Here is a 22,242-nt window from a genome sequence, read left to right on the forward strand (position 1 = left end):
TCTCCTTGAGGATCAGGAATCGCTTCATTCATCGGTGTTGCGCAGGCTTGGCCCCTGGCTGGAGCTGCCGCCATCGCCGCCGCGCAGCGTGTGGGCGGCGGTCGTCGCGGCATGGGTGAGCTGTTGCCTGCGATGCAGGCGCTTGGCCCAGGCGGGTTGCGCAGTGGATGGGGTTGGCTCGTTTGCCGCCTGCGCGGCACCGGCCCCCGACGCCGATCCGGCGTCATCGGGCCGGAAGGCAGCGGCGACACACTCTTTCATTGAGCGTGCGCCCTCGGCCACCTTCTGCCCGGCCGCCTGCGCGCCGGTCTTGGCGACATTGCCTACGCCGGCGGCAGCACCCTTGAGGCCGCCACCAGCGGATGCGGAACCTGCCTGAAACGCCGACCGCGCGCTGCTGGCGGCTCCGGTGGCGGCACGCGCTCCACTGCCGGCCAGCTTGGCGGCAGCGGGCGCCATGCGCGCCCCGGCGGCTACTGCGCCACCAACGCCCGTGGCCGCAGCGCCCACGGCAACAGCAGCGCCGGCGGCGCCCAGCGCCGCACCGGCCATTGCACCTGCGCCGAGCTGCGGGCCGCCCGACACCAGTCCGGTGGCAATGCCCGGCCCAAAAATGCCCAGGGCCAGCATGGACAGCGAGGCCAGCATGATGACCAGCACCCGGTCGATGGAAGGTTCGGAGCCAGGCGGTATCCTGAATTCGGTGAACAGCCCCGAACCGATGCCCACAATGACGGCCAACACCAGAACCTTGATGCCCGCCGATACCACGTTACCCAGCACCTTCTCGGCCAGGAACGCGGTCTTGTTCCACAGCGCAAACGGCACCAGCACGAACCCGGCCAGCGTGGCCAGCTTGAACTCGATCAGCGTGATGAAGAGCTGCACCGCCAGCACGAAAAAACTGACGATGACCACCAGCCAAGCGAAGAACAGCACCACGATCATGTCGAGGTGGACGAACACCTCGGGGAAGCCTGCCAGATCACCGATCTGCTGAAGGATGGGCGCTGCCACATCCAGCCCTGTCTTTGCGAGCCACCCCGGTTGCAGGAAGCGGCCCATGCTCAGGGTCGAACCGCTGGCTGTCAGTCCCAGCCCAGCAAACGACCGGAACACGATGCCCGCCAGGGCATTGAAGTTTCCGATGATGTAGGCGAAGGCGCCCACGTAGAGCACCTTGCGGATCAGCTTGGCCATGACGTCCTCGCCCTGGCCGCTGGCATGGCCCATGGCCCAGAACAAGCCCGCCAGCGTCATGTCGATGACGATCAGCGTGGCCGTGAGGAAAGCCACCTCCCCCTGCAGCAGACCGAAGCCCGAGTCGATGTAGCGCGAGAACGTGTCGAGAAATCGGTCGATGACCGTCACGTCGTTCATGACCCGGCCCGTCAGTTGCCGTAGAAGTTGACGGTCTGGGGCGTGTACGGCGTGCCCGCGCCAAGAAAACGTCGCCGCACCTCGCGTCCGCGCTCCGTGGCCGCCGCCTGCCGCGCCAGTTCCAGCGAGGCCGCGCGGTCTTGCGTGATCTGGAGCCGCTGCGTCTGGATCGACTGCTTGGCCTGCAAGGCCAGCAATTGGTTCATGGCCTGCATCGCTTGCAGCGCGCCCTCGGCCGACTGGCTCTTGCCCACGAGGTCGGCCAGCACGCTTTCGTCGTCGCTCAGGTTCTGCGACGCCTGGGCCTGCATCGCTTGCAGCGCGCCCTCGGCCGACTGGCTCTTGCCCACGAGGTCGGCCAGCACGCTTTCGTCGTCGCTCAGGTTCTGCGACGCCTGGGCCTGCATCTGCATGGTGGTTTGCAGGCCGCCCAGCGTGTTCTTCCAACGCTCCTGCGCATCGAGGTACATCTGATTGCCGCTCACCGTGGCGGCGTACTTCTCGGGATACAAACGCGCGAACTCCCGGTCGATGCTCGTCACGTCGTAGGCCAGGCCCTTGGCCTGCGCGATCAGTCGCTGGGTAGTCGCCAGATTGGCGCGCAGTTGGCCGACCACGCTGGACGGCAGGCTGGCCAGATTGCGCGCCTGGTTGATGAGCATCTGCGCTTCGTTCTGGAGCTGGCGGATCTGGTTATTTATCTGCTCCAGTGTGCGAACCGCCGTGAGCGTGTTTTGCACCAGATTGGTCGGGTCGAGCACGATGTCGCCGACGCCGAACAAGGCATGGGCGGGTTGCGCGATGCCAAAGGCGAGCACGCAGGCGGCGGTCAACGCGGCGAGCTTGGGGGTATGCAATTTCATGGCCGGTTCTCCTGGGGGTGGTCAGCGATACGGAGGGAACCCGGCGCGAAGCCGGGGAACGAGGGCAGCAGGTCGGCCGCCCAATCGAGGCCGCGATGGCGCAGCCAGGCGCCCGCGAAGCCGGGCACGCCGGCGTCCTGCGGCACGCGGCCAAGAACCTCATCAATGGCGCGCTGGTCTTGCGGCGTGGAAGCGCCCGCGAAGGCCAGCGTCGCCGGCCCCAGGTCGAGGTCGAACACGCGGTTGCCGAGGCGGGATTGGTAGTAGTAGTCGCGCTTGGGCTGCGCGGTGGCGACGATTTCGATCTGCCGCCTGTTGAGGCCGAAGCCCTGATAGATCGTCTTGATCTGCGGCTCGGTTGCCTGCGGGTTGGGCAGGAAGATGCGGCTCGCGCAGCTTTCGATGATCGCGGGCGCGATGCTCGAATCCTTGATGTCGGCGAGGCTCTGCGTGGCGAAGATGACGCTGACGTTCTTCTTGCGCAGCGTCTTGAGCCACTGGCGGATGCGGGCCGCAAACACCGGGTCATCGAGGAACAGCCAGGCCTCATCGAGGATCAGCAGCGTGGGCGCCCCGTCGAAGCGTTCATCGAAACGCGCAAAGAGGTAATGCAGCACGGCCATGACGGCAGCCTTGCTGTGCATCAGCTCCTCCATCTCGAAGCACTGCACGTCGGCCATGCCCAGCCGGTCATGGTCGGCGTCCAACAGCTTGCCGTGGGCACCGCCGAGCACATACGGCGACAGCGCCTGTCGCAGCGCGTTCGATTGCAGCAGCACCGATAAGCCGGTCATAGTGCGCTGCTCCAACGGCGCACCGGCGAGGCTTCCCAGCGCCGACCAGATAGCCGCCTTCTCGTCGGGGCCGACCGCCACGCCCTCATGCAGCAAGCGGCCTTCGATCCACTCGGCCGCCCAGGTGCGATAGCCCTCGCGGTCGATGCGTGCCAAGGGCTGGAATGCGATCTCGCCATCCATCCCGAGGTCGTAGTGCTCGCCACCCAGGCCCAGGATGGTGGCGCGCATCGAGCGCCCCATGTCGAAGGCGAAGATGCGCGAGCCGCGATAGCGGCGGAACTGCATCGCCAGCGTGGCGAGCAAGACCGACTTGCCCATCCCGGTCGGGCCTGCGACCAGCGTGTGGCCCACGTCGCCGATGTGCGTCACCAGCCGGAACGGTGTGGCGCCATCGGTGCGCGTGACGATCAGCGGCGGGCCGTCGAGGTGGTCGTTCTTCTCCGGCCCAGCCCATACCGCTGACACCGGCATCATGTGCGCGAGGTTCAGCGTCGAGACGATGGGTTGCCGCACATTGGCGTAGGCGTTGCCCGGAATGGACGACAGCCACGCATCCACAGCATTGAGCGTTTCAGGGATGGTGACGAAGCCCCGACCCTGGATGACGCGCTCCACCATGCGCAGCTTCTCGTCTGCGACGGCAGCGTTCTCGTCCATGACGGTGACGGTCGCCGTCAGATAGCCGAAGGCGACTTGATCGCTGCCCAGCTCCTGCAAGGCGGCGTCGGCATCGGCGGCCTTGTTGTTGGCGTCGGTATCGACCAGCGGGCTTTCCTGCTGGAAGATCGTTTCGCGCAGCAGCGCGATGACGTTCTTGCGCTTGGCGAACCACTGGCGGCGCAGGCGTCCCAACTCCCGTTCCGCCTCGGATTTGTCGAGGCAGAGAAAGCGCGTGCTCCAGCAGTACGCAAAACCGAGGCGGTTGAGGTCGTCCAGAATCCCCGGCCAAGTCGAGGTCGGGAAGCCCCGCACCGACACCACGCGCAGGTGCTGGTCGCCCAGCATGGGCGCCAGGCCACCGACCAGCGCGGAATCGGTCAGCAGCGCGTCGATGTGGAACGGCACTTCGGGCACGCCGATGCGGTAGCGTCGCGTCGAGACGGTCGCGTGCAGGTAGGTCAACGTCTGGCTGTCATCGAGCCACGCGATCTCCGGCATCACGCCATCGAGCAGGTCGAAGATGCGATCCGTTTCAGCGACGAATGCGTGCAGCCGTTCGCGCCAATCCACGCCTTCGGTCGGCCGGTTTTCATACAGCAGGCCCGCAGCGCGAGCGCGAGATTCCACGGACGGCAGGAAGGCCAGCGTCAGGTGATAACCACTCTCGAAGTGGTTGCCGGACTCCTCGAAAGCGGCACGGCGTTCCGCGTCCACCAGCCACGACAGCGGTTCAGGAAACTCGGAGTGCGGATAGTCGGCGGCGGCGCGGCGTTCGGCTTCGATGAACAGCGCCCAGCCCGAACCCAGCCTGCGCAGCGCGTTGTTCAGGCGCGCCGATGTGGCGATCAGCTCGCCCTGTGTCGCGCTGTCGAGGTCAGGCCCGCGAAACCGGGCCGTGCGCTGAAAACTGCCGTCCTTGTTCAAGACGACGCCCGGCGCCACCAGTCCGGCCCAGGGCAGCCAGTCGGCGAGCAGCGCAGGACGCTGGCGGTATTCGGCGAGGTTCAGCATCGCGGCGTCCTCCCCTACACGTCCAGCAGCGACTGGTGCTTGATGTGCCGCGCGAACACGGCCATGAACTGCGGATCGACGCGCGCGCCCCATACTGCGAGCGAATGGCCGACGATCCAGAGCACCACGCCGGGAATCCACAGTTGCAGGCCCAGCCCGACAGCGGCGGCCAAGGTGCCATTGGCGATCGCCACGGTGCGCGGTGCGCCGCCCAGCAAGATCGGCTCGGTGAGCGAGCGGTGCAGCGGCACCTCGAACCCGGCCGCGAAAGTGTCCGGGCCGCTCATACGACGGCCCCGCCCGAGAAGCTGAAGAACGACAGGAAGAAGCTCGAAGCGGCGAACGCGATGGACAAGCCAAAGACGATCTGGATCAGCTTGCGGAATCCGCCCGACGTGTCGCCGAACGCGAGCGCCAGGCCCGTGGCGATGATGATGATGACCGCGACGATGCGCGCCACCGGACCCTGGATGGATTCGAGGATGGATTGCAGCGGCCCTTCCCAGGGCATCGAGGAGCCGGCAGCCTGCGCAGTGCCCGCAAGCAGCAGCATGAAGGCAGCGAGCATCAAGCCTTGCATGGCCGGGCGAGCCAGGCCATCCAACCGCGCGGGACTGGAGCGGCGGGAAAGCGGATTTACAGAAATACGGAAAGCATCAACGTGCGTCATGGCAGTTCTCCAGAGTTGTCAGGGGACAGAGAAGAAAGGTCGGACTGCGGCAGCAGCTCGGGAAACGGTGTTTCCAGCGCATCCGCCAGTTGGTAGCCCACGCCGTCGAAGCCATTGAGGCGGGCAATGCTCTCGATGCGGCGCTTGCGCCCACGCCCGGCGATATAGATCACGACGTTGACCGCCTCGGCGATCAGTGCACGGGGCGGATTCACCGCCACTTCGAGAATCAGTTGCTCCAGGCGCAACAGCGCGCCCAGCGCGGAGCCGGCATGAATCGTGGCGATGCCGCCCGGATGGCCGGTGCCCCACACCTTGATGAGATCCAGCGCTTCGGCGCCGCGCACCTCGCCGACGACGACGCGATCCGGGCGCAGGCGCATGGAGGAGCGCACCAGTTCCGTCATCGACACGACGCCCGCGCGCGTGCGCAGCGGCACGTGGTCGCGGGCCGCGCATTGCAGCTCCACCGTATCTTCGAGCACAAGCACGCGGTCGCCCGTGGCGGCAATCTCAGCCAGCAGCGCATTGGCGAGCGTGGTCTTGCCACTGCTTGTCGCGCCGGCAATCAGGATGTTCTGACGCTCATGCACGGCGCGCACCAGAAAGCCCGCCTGTTGAGCCGTCAGCATTCCGTCTTCGATGTAGCGCGAAAGTGGAATGACGCCCACGGCGCGCTTGCGCAAGGCGAAGGCCGGCCCAGGCGCTGCGGGTGGCAGGATGCCCTCGAAGCGTTCGCCGGTTTCTGGAAGCTCGGCGGACAGCAGCGGCTGGCCGCGATGCACTTCCGCGCCGACGTGGGCGGCGACAAGGCGGATGATTCGCTCGCCATCGGCCTCGGACAGCTCCACGCCCATCGGCGCGCGGCCCGAGGACAGGCGATCAATCCATAGCGTCCGGTCGGGGTTGAGCATGATTTCCACCACGTCCGGGTCTTCGAGCGCGGCGGCGATCAGCGGCCCCATCGCCGTGCGTAGCATCTGGATCCGGCGATCCAGCGAAGTGGCGGTCATGGACTGCCCTTCAATGGAAATTCGGGCGCTCATGACGCACGCTCCCACGCCTGCGCGTCCGCTGCCGCGTCCTCCATCCGCATGGGGTCGGGATGTAGTTCCTCCACCACGTCGCGCACCAGGCTGCGCCCGCGCAGCAGGTGGCGACCCAACTGCTCCACGAACTGCTCGAAGCGCGCCTTGCCCTGGGCGCGTGCAGCGTCCTGATGCGCTTCAGGTACGGGCGTGCTCACCGTGAGGAAGTAGCGGATGAACAGCGCCAGCGTTTCGATCTGGATGTTCTGGTCGCGCTCCATGCGCTCGGCCTGGCGCGACAGGCGATCCAGCCGCTTGGCAATGGCCGCCTCACGCTGGTCGGCAGCATCGGGCGACAGCCACGATGCGAGCGCCGCCGCGACGATGGACGACTTGGAAACGCCTTTCTTGGCGGCCAGCTCGTCCAGGCGCTTGGCGTGCTCTGGCTGGATGAACAGGTTGAGGCGGTAGTGGCTCATAGCTCGATTCCGTCGTTGGGGTTCAGCGATGCCAGCCGGGCCGTGCGCTGCATGGCCGGATCAAGCTGGCGAGGAAGGGGTAGCGGCAGATCGTCGTCATCGAGCAACGCGAGGTCGGCCGCGGACGCGGCCAACTCGGGGTCGTAGACGACGGCCTCAGTTAGTTCGGGCTGACGGCGTGGGCCGCCTTCATCCGTGGAACCCAGGCCATCGGCGGATGCCGTGGCCGGTGTGGCGGGCACGGCGGGGATCGCCAGCCCGCTCCAGTCGTCGGCCGCGATGGCGGCGCATCGGCGTACTGACTGCCTGCAAGCACAGGCGGCGGCAGCACGCGGTGCTTGAAGTTGGCGTCCGCGTAGTAGCGCAGCTTCTTGGCCTTGATGGGCGCCACGCTGGACACCATCACCACGGCCTCGTCGGGTGGAAGCTGCATGACTTCGCCTGGCGTCAGCAGCGGGCGGGCGGTCTCCTGCCGCGACACCATCAGGTGGCCCAGCCACGGCGCGAGCCGATGCCCGGCATAGTTGCGTTGCGCGCGCAGCTCGGTCGCGGTGCCCAGCGTCTCGGAAATCCGCTTGGCCGTGCGTTCGTCGTTGGTGGCGAACGTCACGCGCACATGGCAGTTGTCGAGGATCGAATGGTTCTGACCGTAAGCCTTGTCGATCTGGTTGAGCGACTGCGCGATGAGGAAGCTGCGGATGCCGTAGCCAGCCATGAAGGCCAAGGCGGTCTCGAAGAAGTCCAGGCGCCCCAGCGCAGGGAACTCATCGAGCATCAGCAGCAGCTTGTGGCGGCGTGTGATGCCATCGCTGCCATCGAGTGATTCGGTGAGGCGCCGCCCGATCTGGTTGAGGATCAGGCGAATGAGCGGCTTGGTGCGCGAAATGTCCGAAGGCGGCACCACCAGGTACAGCGACACCGGGTGCTCGGCCGCGATCAGGTCGGCGATGCGCCAGTCGCAACGCGAAGTGACTTCGGCCACCGTGGGGTCGCGGTACAGGCCCAAGAACGACATGGCCGTGGACAGCACGCCCGAGCGTTCGTTGTCACTCTTGTTGAGCACTTCGCGCGCGGCGGATGCCACCACCGGATGCGGGCCACCACCGTTCTCGTTCACGAGGTGCGGCGTGGTCATCATCCGGTGCAATGTCAGCTCGAAGGGACAGGCCGGGTCGCTGAGGAAGTTGGCGACACCGCGCAGCGTCTTGTCCTCGCCCGCGTAGAGCACATGCAGGATGGCGCCGACCAGCAGCGCGTGCGACGTCTTCTCCCAGTGGTTGCGCCGCTCCAGCGCGCCTTCGGGATCGACCAGAATGTCCGCGATGTTCTGCACGTCCCGCACCTCATGCGTGCCGCGTCGCACCTCCAGCAGCGGGTTGTATGCCGCCGACTTCGCATCAGTCGGGTTGAACAGCAGGCAATGCGAGAAGCGCGAGCGCCAGCCGGCGGTGATCTGCCAGTTCTCGCCCTTGATGTCGTGGATCACAGCCGACGCCGGCCACGACAACAAGGTCGGCACCACCAGGCCCACGCCTTTGCCCGAGCGCGTGGGTGCGAAGGTCAGGACATGCTCCGGGCCTTCGTGCCGCAGGTACTGGCGTTCGTGCTGGCCGAGGAACACGCCGGCCGGCTGCGTGAGTCCTGCCTTGCGAATGTCATCTGCGTTCGCCCAGCGTGCCGAGCCGTAGGTCGTGACCAGGCGCGATTGCCGCGAGCGCCAGATCGACATGCCGATGGCGACCACCACCCCCAGCAAGCCGCTGCCACCCGCGATGGCGCCGCCCGTGTCGAACACACGTGGCGCACAGGCGTCAAAAACGAACCACCACTCGAACAGCCGCCACGGGTGATAGATCGGTGTCCCGAAAAAATCGAACTAGGGCGAGCCAAGGCGTACTTGATAGCCAAGGGCCGTTGCTGTCCATTGTGTGGCGCCCCACACGCCGGCGATCACGATGCCGAATACCACGGCGATCTGACCGAACAGCACGTTCGTCCCTTGCATGACCTGGCCTCCGATTTCTCCTGCGCTGATTCCTCATGGAAGAAGCGGCACAACAACGTGCCGCAGGCGTCAGGATCGGTGCCGGATCAGTGCCGGTCAAAGACCGTTTTAAGCAGAAATGTCGAGCAAAAAGGAAGAATTAGCGCCGTAGCGAGCCAAGGCAAAACGCCGCAAACGCGGGCGCATTGCAGCGCGTCGAGCAAAAAGCGAATGGTGCGTGGCCCATCGGTCACGATCGGCAATTGGGCAGGTTAGAACTTGGGTGGTTCTTTCGGCGGTGTGTAGGGTACGTTGCCATTCCCGTAGAAGCGTTTTCGCGTGGCTTCTGAGACACGATTGCACAGCTCATCACCCATCTTGGCCCTCTCCAGCCTGCATTGCTCGCGCAGCGTCTTGAGGCGCTCTGGATTGGCAGCCAGCGATTCCACAGTTTCCATCGCGGCTGACTCGGGTTTGCCGCAGGCGACAAGAACAATGGCGGCGAATGCCGCAAGCATCACTGAATCACGCATCACACACCTCTCTGAATGGTGGCCGCATCACCGCCTGTCGAGCCGATAAGCTGCAACCGCTCGATGAAGCGCGCCAGCATCTGAGTCGGTTCAGTATCCCGGCGCAGCAGGTAAGTAGTCAACATCGGTGACCTGCCTGCCAAGGGGCGGGCCACCACGTTCAGTTCGCGACTGGATGCAATGTGCGCAGCGCCTGCCAGCCCCAGGGCCAGCCCAGCGGAAACCAGCGTCATCATGACCTCGAACGTCGCTACCCGTTGCGCGATCAACGGCTCCTGCGCTGTCTGCTGGCGCAGGAAGCGATCCACCTGGCGCGCGTGCCCTTCGCAGTTCGCCGGATCACCCAATGCCAATGGGTAGCGCAGAACCTCATCTAACGGAATGCGTTTGTAGACCAATACGGGGTGACGTGCCGGCACCGCCACCATCAGTTGATCGTCCCAGGCTGGTTCTACGAGGATGCCATCACCCGCGTCCTCGGCCATCGAGAATCCGGCGTCGTACAGGTCGTCATGCAGCCCCTTGATCTGCTGGGCCAAAGGCACCTCGAACAGCCGGATTTCCACCTCCGGGTCTTCTTCGCGGCTGTGCGCGAGCAAGGCCGGAAGGCGTGAAGGAGTGATGCCGTCGGACAAGGCGATACGCAACTGACCGTCGAACCCGTTGGCTGCGGCTTGCACACTGTCGCGCGCCTGCTCCAAAGCCGTGAAGACACGCTGCACATGCTCCAGGAACAACTTTCCAGCGCGAGTCAGCCGGGTGCTGCGCGTGGTGCGGGCGAACAGCATCACGCCCAGTTCTTCTTCCAACTCCTTGATAGCCCGCGACAGCGGTGATTGTTCGATATGCAATTTTTCGGCCGCGCGCGCAAAGTGAAGCTCCTCTGCGACTGCGATAAAGCAGCGAAGGTGGCGCAGTTCCATGAGTCAATCCTGTTGGTATTCCAAGCTAGCGTGGCCTGCGCATCAAGACGAAAGCTGCTGGAATCACGAACAGCGACAGCAACGGTGCAGTCACCATCCCTCCCAGCATTGGCGCCGCAATGCGGCTCATGACCTCCGAACCCGTACCACTGCCCCAGACGATGGGCACCAGGCCTGCCAGGATGACCGCTACAGTCATCGCCTTGGGCCGCACGCGCAGCACGGCGCCTTCCCGGATCGCATCCAGCAGTTCTTCCCGCGTTGGCCGTTGGCCGTCGGGGCAGCGCTCATCCAAGGCGTGCTTCAAATAGATGAGCATGACCACGCCGAACTCTGCTGCAACACCTGCCAGGGCGATGAAGCCGACGCCCGTGGCGATGGAGAGGTTGTAGCCCATCAGGTACAGGAACCAGATGCCTCCCGTGAGGGCAAATGGCAAGGTGGCCATGATCAGGCCGGCTTCGTCAAGACGACTGAACGTCAGGTACAACAAGACGAAGATGGTCAACAGAGTCGCCGGCACCACGACCTTCAGGCGCGCATTGGCCCGCTCCATGTACTCGAACTGCCCCGAGTAGGCGATGCTCACGCCTGGCTCCAGGTTGACCTGTTTCCCGACCGCATCGCGCAACTCGTTGGCTACCGAAGCAAGATCGCGCCCACGCACATCGACATACACCCATCCGGACGGCCGGGCGTTCTCGCTCTTGAGCATGGGAGGCCCATCGGTGATGGCGATGCGCGCCACCGTGCCCAGCGTGATCTGTTGCCCCATGGGGGTGAAGATGGGCAGTTGCTTCAGCCTTTCCGGTGAATCCCTCCATTCACGCGCGTATCGCAGATTGATCGGGAAGCGCGCCAGCCCCTCCACGGTCTCCGACACGTTTTCGCCACCGACGGCACCGGCGACGACCGCCTGGACATCGGCCACGTTCAGCCCATAGCGCCCCGCCGCCACGCGGTCGATCTGCACGTCCACATACCGGCCGCCGGTCAGCCGCTCCGCCAACGATGACGACACGCCTGGAATGCCCTTCGCGACCTGCTCCACCTCTGCCGCGATGCGATCGATCACATGCAGGTCGTTGCCCGTCACCTTGACGCCGATCGGACTCTTGATGCCGGTAGCCAACATGTCGATGCGGTTGCGGATCGGCGGAATCCAGATGTTGGACAGGCCGGGGATTTTCACCGCCTGATCCAGTTCCTCGACGAGCTTCTCGGGCGTCATGCCGGCACGCCATTGTTCTCGGGGCTTGAGCTTGACCGTGGTCTCGAACATCTCCAGCGGCGCGGGATCGGTCGCGGTTTCCGCGCGCCCGGCCTTGCCGAACACGGTTTCCACCTCGGGCACGGTCTTGATCATGCGGTTGCTGATCTGCAGCAGCTCGGTGGCGCGCTGCGCCGACAGCCCCGGCAGGGCCGAGGGCATGTAGAGCAAGTCCCCTTCGTCCAGGCGGGGCAGAAATTCGCCGCCGAGCCGGGCCAGCGGCCAGGCCGTGGTCGCCAGCGCCAGCACCGCGATCAGCAGCGTGGCCTTGGGCCGGCGCAGCACCCATTCCAGGCCGGGCCGGTACACCGCGATCAGCATGCGGGTGATGGGGTTCTTCTGCTCATCCGGAATACGGCCGCGAATCCAGTAGCCCATAAGCACCGGGATCAGCGTCACGGACAGGCCCGCCGCCGCCGCCATGGCGTAGGTCTTGGTGAACGCCAGCGGCCCGAACAGGCGGCCCTCCTGGGCTTCGAGGGTAAACACGGGAATGAAAGACAGCGTAATGATGAGCAGCGAGAAGAACAGCGCCGGACCGACTTCCTCCGCGGCCCGCGTGATCACCTCCCAGCGCTCCTTGCCTTGCAGCCGCTGATCCGGATGCGCGTGTTGCCAGGCTTCCAGCTTCTTGTGCGCGTTCTCTATCATGACCACGGCCGCATCCACCATCGCGCCTATGGCGATGGCGATGCCGCCCAGCGACATGATGTTGGCATTGATCCCCTGGTAGCGCATGATGAGGAAGGCCATCATCACCCCCAGCGGCAACGAGATGATGGCCACCAGCGCCGAGCGCAGGTGCCACAGAAAGAGCACGCAGACCAGCGCCACCACCAGAAACTCCTCCCCCAGCTTGATGGTGAGGTTGCGAATGGCGCGCTCGATGAGCGCGCTGCGGTCGTAGGTGGTGACGATCTCCACCCCCTGCGGCAGGCTGGCCTGCAGCTCGTCCAGCTTGGCCTTGACGGCGGCAATCGTCTCCTGGGCATTCTTACCCGAACGCAGGATGACCACGCCGCCGGCGACCTCGCCCTCGCCATCGAGTTCGGCGATGCCGCGCCGCATCTCCGGCCCGATCTGCAGCGTGGCCACGTCGCCCAGGCGCACCGGCACACCGCCGCGCGCCACCAGCGGCACGGCACGGAAATCATCCAGGGTTTTCAGATAGCCGCTGGCGCGCACCATGTATTCGGCCCCCGCCAGCTCCAGCACCGAGCCGCCAGTTTCCTGATTGGCGGCCACCAGCGCCGCGCGCACCTGCTCCTGGCTCAGTCCGTAGGAGGCGAGCTTGACCGGGTCGAGCACAACCTGGTACTGCTTGACCATGCCGCCCACCGAGGCTACCTCTGCCACATTGGGCAGGCTCTTGAGCTCGAATTTCAGAAACCAGTCCTGCAGCGCGCGCAACTGCGCCAGATCGTTCTTGCCCGTGCGATCCACCAACGCGTACTGGAAGATCCAGCCCACCCCCGTCGCATCGGGCCCCAGGGCCGGCTTGGCCGTGGCCGGCAGGCGTCCCTGAACCTGGTTCAGGTACTCCAGCACCCGCGAGCGCGCCCAGTACAGGTCGGTGCCATCCTCGAACAGGACATAGACGAACGAGTCCCCGAAAAACGAAAAGCCGCGCACCGTCTTGGCCCCCGGCACCGACAGCATGGTCGTGGCCAGGGGATAGGTGACCTGGTTTTCCACGATCTGCGGCGCCTGGCCGGGGTAGCTGGTACGGATGATGACCTGCACGTCGGACAGGTCCGGCAAGGCATCCACGGGCGTGCTGCGCACGCCCCACACCCCCCAGGCCGTAAGCATAGCCGTGGCCAGCAGCACCAGAAAGCGGTTCGCCACCGACCAGCGGATCAATTTGGCAATCATGGCTTGATCCCTTCGATGGCGGTGATCACGTAGTCCTCTCCCTGCTTGGAGAAGGTGAAGCGCACCTGTTGCTTGGGTGCCAGGCCTGCGGCGAGGCGGGGGTCGGCCAGCTTGAAGCCCATGGTCATGGCGGGCCACTTGAGGGCGGGGATGGCGTCATGCGCCAGCGTCAGCTCGGCAGTGGAGACTTCTTCCACCACACCGCGCACCGTGTAGGCCGGGGCCGCGCCATGCGCCCCATGCTCCGGCGTCGCCCCCGGCGATGCGGGCAACAGGCCGCGCAGGCTGGCCTCGGAGTCGATCAGGAACTGTGCCGAGGCCACCACCTGCTGCCCCGCCTCCAGTCCACCTTGCACCACGAGTTGGTCGCCGATCTCCGCCCCCAGCTGCACCTCCACGGGGTGGAATTTGCCAGGGCCATCGACCACATAGGCCAGGGCGCGCTTGCCGGTGCGGATGACGGCTTCGCTGGGAACCAGCAGTGCGGGCTGCTCGCGGCCCTGGAGCGTGATCTGGCCGGACATGCCGGCCTTCAGGCGCTGGCCGGGGTTGGCCAGTTCCAGCCGCACGCGCACCGTGCGGGTGTCGCTGTTGGCCTGCGGCAGGATGCTCACGATGCGCGCCTTCAGGACTTCGCCGGGAAACGCCGCCAGGCGCACCTGGGCCTCATGGCCCGGTTGCAGCGGGCCGCTTTGCGCCTCGGGTACGGCGGCCTCGATCCAGACGGTGGCCAGGCCATTCACGCGCGCCAGGCTGGCGCCAGCGGAAACGGTCATGCCCTGGCGCACCATGAGTTCGGCCACCAGGCCGCCCTGGGGCGCGCTTACGGTGTAGATGCCCCTGGGCTCGCCCGTGCGCTCCACCTGGGCCACCAGGGCCTGCGGCATGCCCAGCAGCAGCAGCCTTTGCCGGGCGGCCGTCGTCAGCGACTCGTCCTTGAGCGCACGCACCGCCAGGAACTCGCGCTGCGCCGCCACCCATTCGGGCAGCAGCAGGTCCGCCAGCGGCGCGCCGGCACCGATCACGTCGCCCGGCGCGCGCGCATAGACCCGCTCCACAAAGCCGGCGGAGCGCGCCTGCACGATGCTGACATCGCGGTCGTTGAGCAGCACCGTTCCCACCGCGTCCACATCGGAGCCTATGGCGCGCTGCACCACCTCGGCCGTGCGCAGACCCAGCGCCTGCACGGTCTGGGCCGATACGCTCAGGCCCACGCTGTCCTGGGCATCCTCGTCGGCATACTTGGGTACCAGATCCATGTCCATGAAAGGAGACTTGCCGGGCTTGTCGAACTTCTGCGTCGGCGACATGGGGTCGTACCAGTACAGCACCTTGCGCTCGGCCGCCGCGCCGGCTTGGGGCGCTGCTCCGTCCACAGCATGTGTGCTGCTGCGCCATTGGGACAGGCCCCAACCCGCGGCCACGCCGATGGCGATCAGCGTCAGGCCCGCGAGGGATTTTTTCAGAGAGTTGTTCATGGTTGTGAGATCCGTTAATCAGCGATCAGGCTGTTCAGGCGCGTCGTCACGCCATCGCGCTGGGCTTGCAGGTCGATCAGGCGCAGGCGCGTCTCCAGCACCTGGGCGCGTGCGCCGAGCACGGCGCTCAGGTCGCCCTTGGCGGCCCGGTAGTTGCTCAGAGCAAGCTCCGCTCGCCCCTGCGCCAACTGCAGCCCGGTGGACTTGAGGCGCTCGATCTGGCTGTCCAGGGCCTGCAGTTCGGCCGCGCTGTCGTCAAGCTCCTGCAAATGCCGCCGGGACACGTCTTCCTGCTCAGCTTCCAGGCGCTCCAGCTCGCGCTGCTTGGCCTGGATCATCGGGGTCTGGCGTCTATCCTTTTGCCATGGCAGATCGAACGTCACCTGGAACGACACCATGTCGCCCCATCGTCGATCGCGCCGGCTGTAGGCGAGCTCCCAGGACCAGTCGCCACGCGATTCCGACTGCGCCTCGTGGGACTCTGCCCGTGCGATGCTTTGCATGGCCGGGTACAGCGCCAGCTCGGCGTGGCTGGAGAGCTCGGTGCGCAGTTGTGCCACGGGCCGCACCAAGGCGCCGGTGTCGCCCTGCAGCGCCTCGTCGGCGCGTGGCCCCACCCACCGCCGCAACATGGCACGTGCCTTGGCCCGGTCGCGCTGCAGGTCGTCGCGCCGGTCCGACAGCGCCAGCGCCTCCTGCTGTGCGGCCAGCAGGTCGCCCGCCTGGGCCGACCCGCCAGCCACCCGCGCGGGCAGGCTGTCTTGCAGGCGCTGGTTCTCGGCCAGCAGTTCGGCGAGCAGTTGATCGCGCTGTTCCACGGCCTGCGCGGCAATCCAGGCCAGGCCGAGCTCCTGCCGTATCTGCAGGCGCTGCAAAACCAGCGCCGCGCGTTCGCGTTCCACGCGCGCCTGGGCGCTGGCAACCTTGGCATCGCGCTTGGCCTGGTTCGGCACCTCCTGCATGAGGGCGAGGCGCTGCATGGTCATGGGCTCGCGCGTCAGGCTCCAGCGGTCCATGCCGCTGATGGGGAAGTTTTCGAGGCCAACGGAAAGCTTGGGGTCGGGCAGCGTGCCGGCGGCCTTCTGCGCGGACTCGACCGCATCGATCTGCAATCGCTGCGCGGAAACGCGCGGGCTTTGCTGTTCAGCGATTTCCCGCGCTTCGGCAAAGCTGAGCGCGTAGGCCCCGCTGGAAGCGAGCATGCTGCCAGCCAGGGCGATGCTCACGATGCTCAGCCGATGTATCGGTGTGCGGCACGAGATCGCACACATGACGCCACGGCCAGGCGCGGCGCGACGCTCGCCGGGAGCGCCGGAGGAAGAAACAAGCATGATGGTCCTCGAAATTGATAGCCACGAAGTCACGTGTTCTGCCGTGCCAATGCACGGCCGGCACGACTTGGTGTGTCAATTGCGCAGGACTTGGAAAGTGAGATAGAGGGGGAGAGAGCCCGTTCGGTGGTCGAGCCACGCTGGGTCAGACCTGGCGCCGGTCGATGATTGCGGGTCGGGCACCACGGGAAGCAGGTAGGCAATCCAGACCGCATGGGCCGCCGCAATGGATGGAATGTCCAGTCCTTGCGGAGACGGCGCGGGCTTGCCGTCACCGCCGCAATGGGCACGGCACAACTGCGGAGACTCGTCGTCCATCGTCCCGGGCATGGCATGGCAATCCGGCATGGCGGACATGCCGGTGGCTTCGTCCATGACCATGCCCGCCATCTGCATCGATGCCGCGTGCGTATCCGCATCCTGCTTGGGGCAGGCATACATCGCCAGCGCCATCTGCGAGAACAGCAAGGCTACGATGAGGCCGCCGACAATCCGGCGACCCCATTGCGTGACGATGCTTCGGATGGAAACCATGGTGGGATGTTCGCTGTGCTGGATGTGTGACAACTTGCCGCGGATCAGAGAGCCGTCCCGGGAAAGAAGCGCCTTCGTGGCTCATCTACCCGCGGGCGGCCCAGTTACCGCGCATGCGAGGTCACCGAGATCCTGGATTCATGTCACCGGAATCCAACTTGTCGGCGCGTTTCGATCTCGGCCAGTCCGAGAACGCAAGCACGTACAGCGCGATCAGGTTGACCATGGGGACGATCATCAGCAGGCCGAGCCAGCCGGAAAAACCTGCCTTGGCAAAGATCTTCCAAAACGGCAGCACGATCACCACCGCACCCAGCAGCATCATCAACCAGTGGGCGCTAAACCACCACGCCATGTCGTTCATATACATTCCGTTCATCATGATCGGTAACCTCTCTTTGATTGTCTCGATGCGGGTTAGGCTCGCGCGCGCCGTAGCCGCAGTGCGTTGAAGATCACCGAGGCCGAGCTCAGGCTCATGGCCAGGGCTGCAATCAATGGAGACAGCAACCAGCCCGTGATGGGATAAAGCACGCCGGCGGCGATGGGCACGCCGATACCGTTGTAGATGAAGGCGAACAACAGGTTCTGCCGCATGTTGCGCACCGTGTCGATGGATATCTCGCGCGCGGCCGCGATGCCGCGCAGATCGCCCTTGACCAGGGTGACCTGGCCGCTGTTCATCGCCACGTCGGTGCCCGTTCCCATGGCCACGCCCACGTCGGCCCGGGCCAGCGCCGGCGCATCGTTGATGCCGTCGCCGGCCATCGCGACCACATGGCCCTCGCGCTGCAATTTCTCGACCAGGGCCAGCTTGTCGGCGGGCTTGACCTCGCCGTGCACCTCGTCGATGGCCAGCCGGGTGCCCACAGCCCTGGCCGTGGTGAGGCCATCGCCCGTGGCCATGACGATGCGCAGGCCGCTGGCGTGCAGGGTGTGGATGGCCTCGGGCGTGCTGGACTTGATGGGGTCGGTCACGGCCAGCAGGCCGGCCAGCTGGCCATCGACGGCCAGGTGCATGACGCTGGCCCCTTCGCCGCGCAGGCGCTCAGCATCGGTTTTCAGGGCGTCCACTTTGATGCCTTCCTGCTCCATGAGCGTGGTGTTGCCCAGCGCCAAGCGCCGGCCGTCGACAGCGCCGCGCACGCCGATGCCGCTGCCGGACTCGAAATCGTCGGCCTTGGTCAGGTTCAGCCCCTTGTCCCGAGCGGCGCGGACGATGGCATCCGCCAGCGGGTGCTCGCTGCCCTGATCCAGACTGGCGGCCAGGCGCAGCACCTCGTCCGGCGTGTAGCCGGGGGCGGCGACGGCGGTGTCGAAGGCCGGCTTGCCTTCGGTCAGGGTGCCGGTCTTGTCGACGATCAGCGTATCCACCTCGCGCATTTTTTCAATGGCGCCAGCGTCGCGGAACAGAATCCCCTGTGTGGCCGCACGGCCGGTGGCGACCATCACGGACATCGGGGTGGCCAGGCCTAGCGCGCACGGGCAGGCGATGATCAGCACCGCCACGGCGTTGATCAGGCCAAACACCCAGCTCGGCTCGGGGCCGAAGAATCCCCAAACGAAGAAGGTCGCGATTGCGATCAGCACCACCACGACCACAAACTTGCCGGCCACCACGTCGGCCATGCGCTGCATCGGCGCCTTGGAGCGCTGGGCATTGGCCACCATCTGCACGATCTGCGACAGCATGGTGGCGGCGCCGACCTTGTCTGCGCGCATGACCAGCGCGCCGCTGGTGTTCATCGTGGCGCCAATCAGGCCGTCGCCGGCGCGCTTGGTCACCGGCACGGGCTCGCCGGTGAGCATGGATTCATCGACGGCACTGCTGCCCTCGGTCACCACGCCATCGACGGGCACTTTCTCGCCGGGCCGCACGCGCAGCAGGTCGCCGACGTGAACATGGTTCAAAGGCACGTCCTCCTCGCTGCCGTCGGCATTGATGCGGCGCGCCGTCTTGGGGGCCAGGCCCAGCAGAGCTTTGATGGCCGCCGAAGTCTGCGAGCGCGCCTTCAATTCGATGATCTGACCCAGCATGGTCAGCGAGATGATGACGACCGCCGCCTCGAAATAGACGGCGACGCGGCCGTGGGCGATGAACGAGTCTGGAAACACGCCGGGCGCGAGGGTGGCGACCACGCTGTAGACAAAGGCGGCGCCGGTGCCCAGGCCGATCAGCGTCCACATATTGGGGCTGCGGTTGACGATGGACTGCCAGCAGCGGACGAAAAATGGCCACCCCGTCCACAACACCACCGGCAGCGACAGCACCAGCTCGACCCAGGTCTGGGTCTTCATGTCGAACCAGCCGAGGCGGTGGCCGAACATCGCCAGGATGGTGACCACCACGGTCAGCGGCAGGGTCCACCAGAAGCGGCGCTGAAAATCGATCAGTTCGCTGTTGTCCTCCTCATCCAGCGGAATCACCGGTTCGAGCGACATGCCGCATTTCGGGCAATTGCCGGGATGATCCTGCTGCACTTCCGGGTGCATGGGGCAGGTGTAGATGGTGCCCGCCGGGACCTCCATGGGCGCCGCTGCAGAAGCTGCCGGGGTCTGTTCGCCAGCGGCATGGCCGTGGTGATGGCGGCCATGTGCCGCTTCGCCCTCGGGCACCAGATGCATCTGGCACTTGGGGCAGCGACCCGGTTGCTTCTGCCGCACTTCTGAATGCATGGGGCAGACATAGAACATGTCGGAATGCGCATCACCCAAGGCAGCCGAATCTCCCTTGCCGTGCTGATGTATGTGATTGCTCATGTCAATGTCCTTGTGGAGTTTGGCTCGACCCTTGACCTGTTCAGCATGGCAAGGTCGAGGCTGTTTTTATTGGACGAATCTGGCTTGTTCTACTTTTTGTATGCTTGCCCGGCGGCTGCACGCGACGGCTAAACCGTCAAGGCGTAACGCTGATGCCGTTGGGCGTCTTACCCACCGGAACGGTTTTCACGACCTGATCGTCTTTCACATCGAGCACAGAAACTGAATTGGGGCGCCCTAGATTGCCATCACCGACCTTTTTTCCCATCATGCTCAGAACGCTTGAGAACAAGTCAGGGTTTTGAAACATCAGGCGAAACGCCTGCTCCCTCGCAGCGTCGCGGCCTTCGCGCAGTTGTCCCATCGCATGGGTTACTTCCCCTACGGCTTCACGCTCCCGCTTGATGAACGGGTGGTTCTGCGCAAGCGGTTGGCGGTTCTTGCTAAGCGACTCGGCCAGCAAGGCAACGCCGCGCATCCATGGACTGAACGCTTCAGAGAGCAAATAACGGCTGGTGCGCATCGGATGGAGCCACTTGAGCATTTCGGCTGTCCAGGGCGTGGCCAGCGCTTGCGCCCAAGGACTGACGAATGCCCGGTAAAGTGCTTCGTTGACCGTCGAGACTTGTTTCACTCGCTCAAAAGCTTCCTGCGGGTAATCCGTTTTCAGGTCTTGCACCTGACGGGGTTCGAAGCGGATGCTGTAGCTGGGTTTATGGCAGTCCGGGTCACCCGACGGATTGTCGATCTTCATTTCATAGAGGCCCGGGGCCAGCGCTTCAATGTCAGCCAGGCTCTCCAGGATGGCCCGGTGCTCTAAACGAGCCACCCTGGCAGAGACAAAAATGCCGAGATGGCCGACATGCGGGTTTGTGAGGTAGACGATGCGCTGCCCGGCTTGCCTGAGATTCTCTGTGTCGCTGTAGACAGCGGGGATCCATCCAAGCGCCTGGTGCGGTGGCGTGATGTTGTCGCCGTAGGATGCAAAGATGACGATTGGATTCGTGATCCGCCTCAGGTCAGCAGTGCAACCCTGGCAAATCCGGAAAAGACCTTGTTCAATCTGATTGCCGATGAACAGGTTCTCAACGATCGCGAGAATCTCTTCTCGGCTCAGGAAATAAAAACCGTTCCACCAGCGTTCGAACTCCAGAAAGCGTTCCTGCTCGCTGTCAACGTTGGTGAAGAGTTGGGCGTACTTTTCCCAAACGGCCTTTTCGGGCTTGAGGTTCTCGAAATTCTGCGCCAGCCAGGCCCCGTCGAAGCGGCCATTGCCCAGGTCGGCCGTCAGATGCGCCAACCAGCTGCCGCCAAGGAGCCCTCCGGAAAGACGCATCGGATTGACACCGGACTCACCGGCCCAATACGACAAGGGTGAGCCATTGAGCACCACCGGCCCGGCCAGACCGGCGCAGTCTGCGGACAGTAGCGTCACCGCCCACCCAGCCTGACAGTTGCCATAGAGCACAGGAGGCTTGCCAGGATGGCGTAGTGCGACCTCTTCGACGAAGCTCCGCAGCACATGCAACACGTCTGCCAGGGTCTGCCCCAGAGTCGGCTCCGGAAAGAAGATGACGAAATAAACCGGATGGCCTTCGCGCATGGCCATTCCAACTTCAGAGTCGCGCTTGAAACCGCCAATCCCAGGGCCATGGCCGGCGCGTGGATCTACGACGATGACCGGCGGTTTGTCAGGGTCGACGCAGTCGTCCCAGCAATGCGTGTCGATTTCGGTGATGCGCAGCAGTGCATAGTTGACTGGCCGCTCGAAGCGGCGCGCGTCCAGCAGCGTTTCGTGCTTGAAATCCAGAAGCGGCGGCAACCCGGCTCGCTCGTGCTCAAGCATGTTGTTCGCGCGCTGGCGAAGCGTGTCCCAGAAAAGTACCGTGCGTTCGAGGAAGTCCCGCTGGTAGTCGAAAAAGTCCAGCGCCGACAGTGCCTGAGTTGCCGGGGTCTGTTCGCCAGCGGCATGGCCGTGGTGATGCAGGTGATGGTTCATGCCCATGCCTTTGTGGAGTTGACTCGATTCTTTACCCTGCCATCGTGGCAAGGTAAAGCCTTTTTCCTTGTGGACGCATCAAGCCCCGCACTGGTCCATGCCCCGATGGCTAGCGGGACAAAGACTGGCGGTACTGGATATTGATTTCATCGTGGCGGCGCCGTATCTCTGGCGGCCATTGCGCCTTGATCCATGACAGCACGGCCACGATCTCGTCGTCGCTCAGCACACCGCCGTAGATCGGCATGGCTGTGCGGTAGTCGGGCTGATTGATCAACTGGGCCAGCCCCTGCTTGGTGATGGCGAACAACTGCTCGTCCGGGTGGTGCCAGGTGTGGCCGCTCGCGTCGTGGGGCGGCGCCGGCAGCAGGCCATCGGGCCCACGATCACGCCAACTGGGCTGCCCCTCGCTCCTGGCGCCATGGCAGGCCGCACATTGTTGGGCATAGATGCGGGCGCCGACACGCAGCACCTGGGGATCATCGGGACGCAGGCTGTGCACCGGCGCCGCCGCCTGCCGATTGCTGACGCGCAGAGAAAAATAGCCCGCCCCTGCCACCAGCAGCAGGGCCAGCAGTCCTGCGGCCCACAAGGCCAGCGGTTTCAACGTCATCGCAACTTCCTTGATTTCATGCTGATGGTCACATTCTGGTCATCGGATGCATCG

General features: G+C 65.1%; 17 protein-coding genes and 1 pseudogene. All 18 read right to left on the reverse strand.

All coding sequences use genetic code 11. From position 1 onward, the window contains the following. Positions 1-24: 24 nt before the first annotated feature. Positions 25-1,380, reverse strand: coding sequence for a P-type conjugative transfer protein TrbL (gene trbL, locus FOZ74_RS12825; RefSeq protein ID WP_146913437.1), 1,356 nt, complete (start codon positions 1,378-1,380; stop codon positions 25-27). An 11-nt stretch (positions 1,381-1,391) separates the two neighbouring features. Then, positions 1,392-2,243, reverse strand: a complete 852-nt coding sequence (trbJ, locus tag FOZ74_RS12830; RefSeq protein ID WP_146913438.1) for a P-type conjugative transfer protein TrbJ — start codon at positions 2,241-2,243, stop codon at positions 1,392-1,394. Continuing rightward, complete coding sequence (trbE, locus tag FOZ74_RS12835) at positions 2,240-4,711, reverse strand: conjugal transfer protein TrbE (RefSeq protein WP_146913439.1); 2,472 nt, start codon at positions 4,709-4,711, stop codon at positions 2,240-2,242. The genes trbJ and trbE overlap by 4 nt, the downstream gene beginning before the upstream one ends. A 14-nt stretch (positions 4,712-4,725) precedes the next feature. Next, a complete protein-coding gene (locus tag FOZ74_RS12840; protein WP_013519651.1) occupies positions 4,726-4,998 on the reverse strand; it encodes a VirB3 family type IV secretion system protein in 273 nt (90 codons plus the stop codon). Next, positions 4,995-5,381: a TrbC/VirB2 family type IV secretion system protein gene (locus FOZ74_RS12845; RefSeq protein ID WP_003056137.1), complete on the reverse strand. Its 387-nt coding sequence runs from the start codon at positions 5,379-5,381 to the stop codon at positions 4,995-4,997. The genes FOZ74_RS12840 and FOZ74_RS12845 overlap by 4 nt, the downstream gene beginning before the upstream one ends. Beyond that, positions 5,378-6,427, reverse strand: coding sequence for a P-type conjugative transfer ATPase TrbB (gene trbB / locus FOZ74_RS12850; protein ID WP_146913440.1), 1,050 nt, complete (start codon positions 6,425-6,427; stop codon positions 5,378-5,380). The genes FOZ74_RS12845 and trbB overlap by 4 nt, the downstream gene beginning before the upstream one ends. Then, on the reverse strand, positions 6,424-6,888 hold the full coding sequence (locus FOZ74_RS12855; protein WP_024539897.1) for a ribbon-helix-helix protein, CopG family: 465 nt from the start codon (positions 6,886-6,888) through the stop codon (positions 6,424-6,426). The genes trbB and FOZ74_RS12855 overlap by 4 nt, the downstream gene beginning before the upstream one ends. Next, positions 6,885-8,893 (reverse strand): annotated as a pseudogene (locus FOZ74_RS12860) (conjugal transfer protein TraG). The gene FOZ74_RS12855 and the pseudogene FOZ74_RS12860 overlap by 4 nt, the downstream one beginning before the upstream one ends. A 251-nt stretch (positions 8,894-9,144) precedes the next feature. After that, positions 9,145-9,405, reverse strand: a complete 261-nt coding sequence (locus FOZ74_RS12865) for an EexN family lipoprotein (RefSeq protein WP_146913441.1) — start codon at positions 9,403-9,405, stop codon at positions 9,145-9,147. Continuing rightward, entirely contained in the window at positions 9,405-10,328 is a 924-nt protein-coding gene (locus tag FOZ74_RS12870; protein ID WP_146913442.1) for a LysR family transcriptional regulator, read from the reverse strand. Before FOZ74_RS12870 ends, FOZ74_RS12865 begins: the two co-directional genes overlap by 1 nt. A 25-nt stretch (positions 10,329-10,353) precedes the next feature. Further along, entirely contained in the window at positions 10,354-13,473 is a 3,120-nt protein-coding gene (locus tag FOZ74_RS12875) for an efflux RND transporter permease subunit (protein ID WP_146913443.1), read from the reverse strand. Then, entirely contained in the window at positions 13,470-14,951 is a 1,482-nt protein-coding gene (locus tag FOZ74_RS12880; protein WP_146913444.1) for an efflux RND transporter periplasmic adaptor subunit, read from the reverse strand. Before FOZ74_RS12880 ends, FOZ74_RS12875 begins: the two co-directional genes overlap by 4 nt. A 14-nt stretch (positions 14,952-14,965) precedes the next feature. After that, positions 14,966-16,222, reverse strand: coding sequence for a TolC family protein (locus FOZ74_RS12885; protein ID WP_146914205.1), 1,257 nt, complete (start codon positions 16,220-16,222; stop codon positions 14,966-14,968). Positions 16,223-16,357: 135 nt separating this feature from the next. Then, positions 16,358-16,816: a hypothetical protein gene (locus FOZ74_RS12890; RefSeq protein WP_186764596.1), complete on the reverse strand. Its 459-nt coding sequence runs from the start codon at positions 16,814-16,816 to the stop codon at positions 16,358-16,360. A gap of 121 nt (positions 16,817-16,937) precedes the next feature. Next, the gene (locus FOZ74_RS12895; RefSeq protein ID WP_255437610.1) at positions 16,938-17,180 is read right to left on the reverse strand and encodes a hypothetical protein; all 243 of its coding nucleotides are present in this window, start codon (positions 17,178-17,180) and stop codon (positions 16,938-16,940) included. A gap of 53 nt (positions 17,181-17,233) precedes the next feature. Further along, on the reverse strand, positions 17,234-19,576 hold the full coding sequence (locus FOZ74_RS12900) for a copper-transporting P-type ATPase (protein ID WP_146913446.1): 2,343 nt from the start codon (positions 19,574-19,576) through the stop codon (positions 17,234-17,236). 136 nt (positions 19,577-19,712) lie between these two features. Then, positions 19,713-21,575 (reverse strand): DUF3141 domain-containing protein, encoded by a 1,863-nt coding sequence (locus FOZ74_RS12905; protein WP_146913447.1) that lies wholly within the window; start codon positions 21,573-21,575, stop codon positions 19,713-19,715. Positions 21,576-21,684: 109 nt separating this feature from the next. Then, complete coding sequence (locus tag FOZ74_RS12910) at positions 21,685-22,188, reverse strand: c-type cytochrome (protein ID WP_013519551.1); 504 nt, start codon at positions 22,186-22,188, stop codon at positions 21,685-21,687. Between the last annotated feature and the right edge of the window lie 54 nt (positions 22,189-22,242).

Origin of the sequence: Comamonas flocculans (assembly GCF_007954405.1) — a bacterium.
Lineage (GTDB): Bacteria > Pseudomonadota > Gammaproteobacteria > Burkholderiales > Burkholderiaceae_C > Comamonas_C > Comamonas_C flocculans.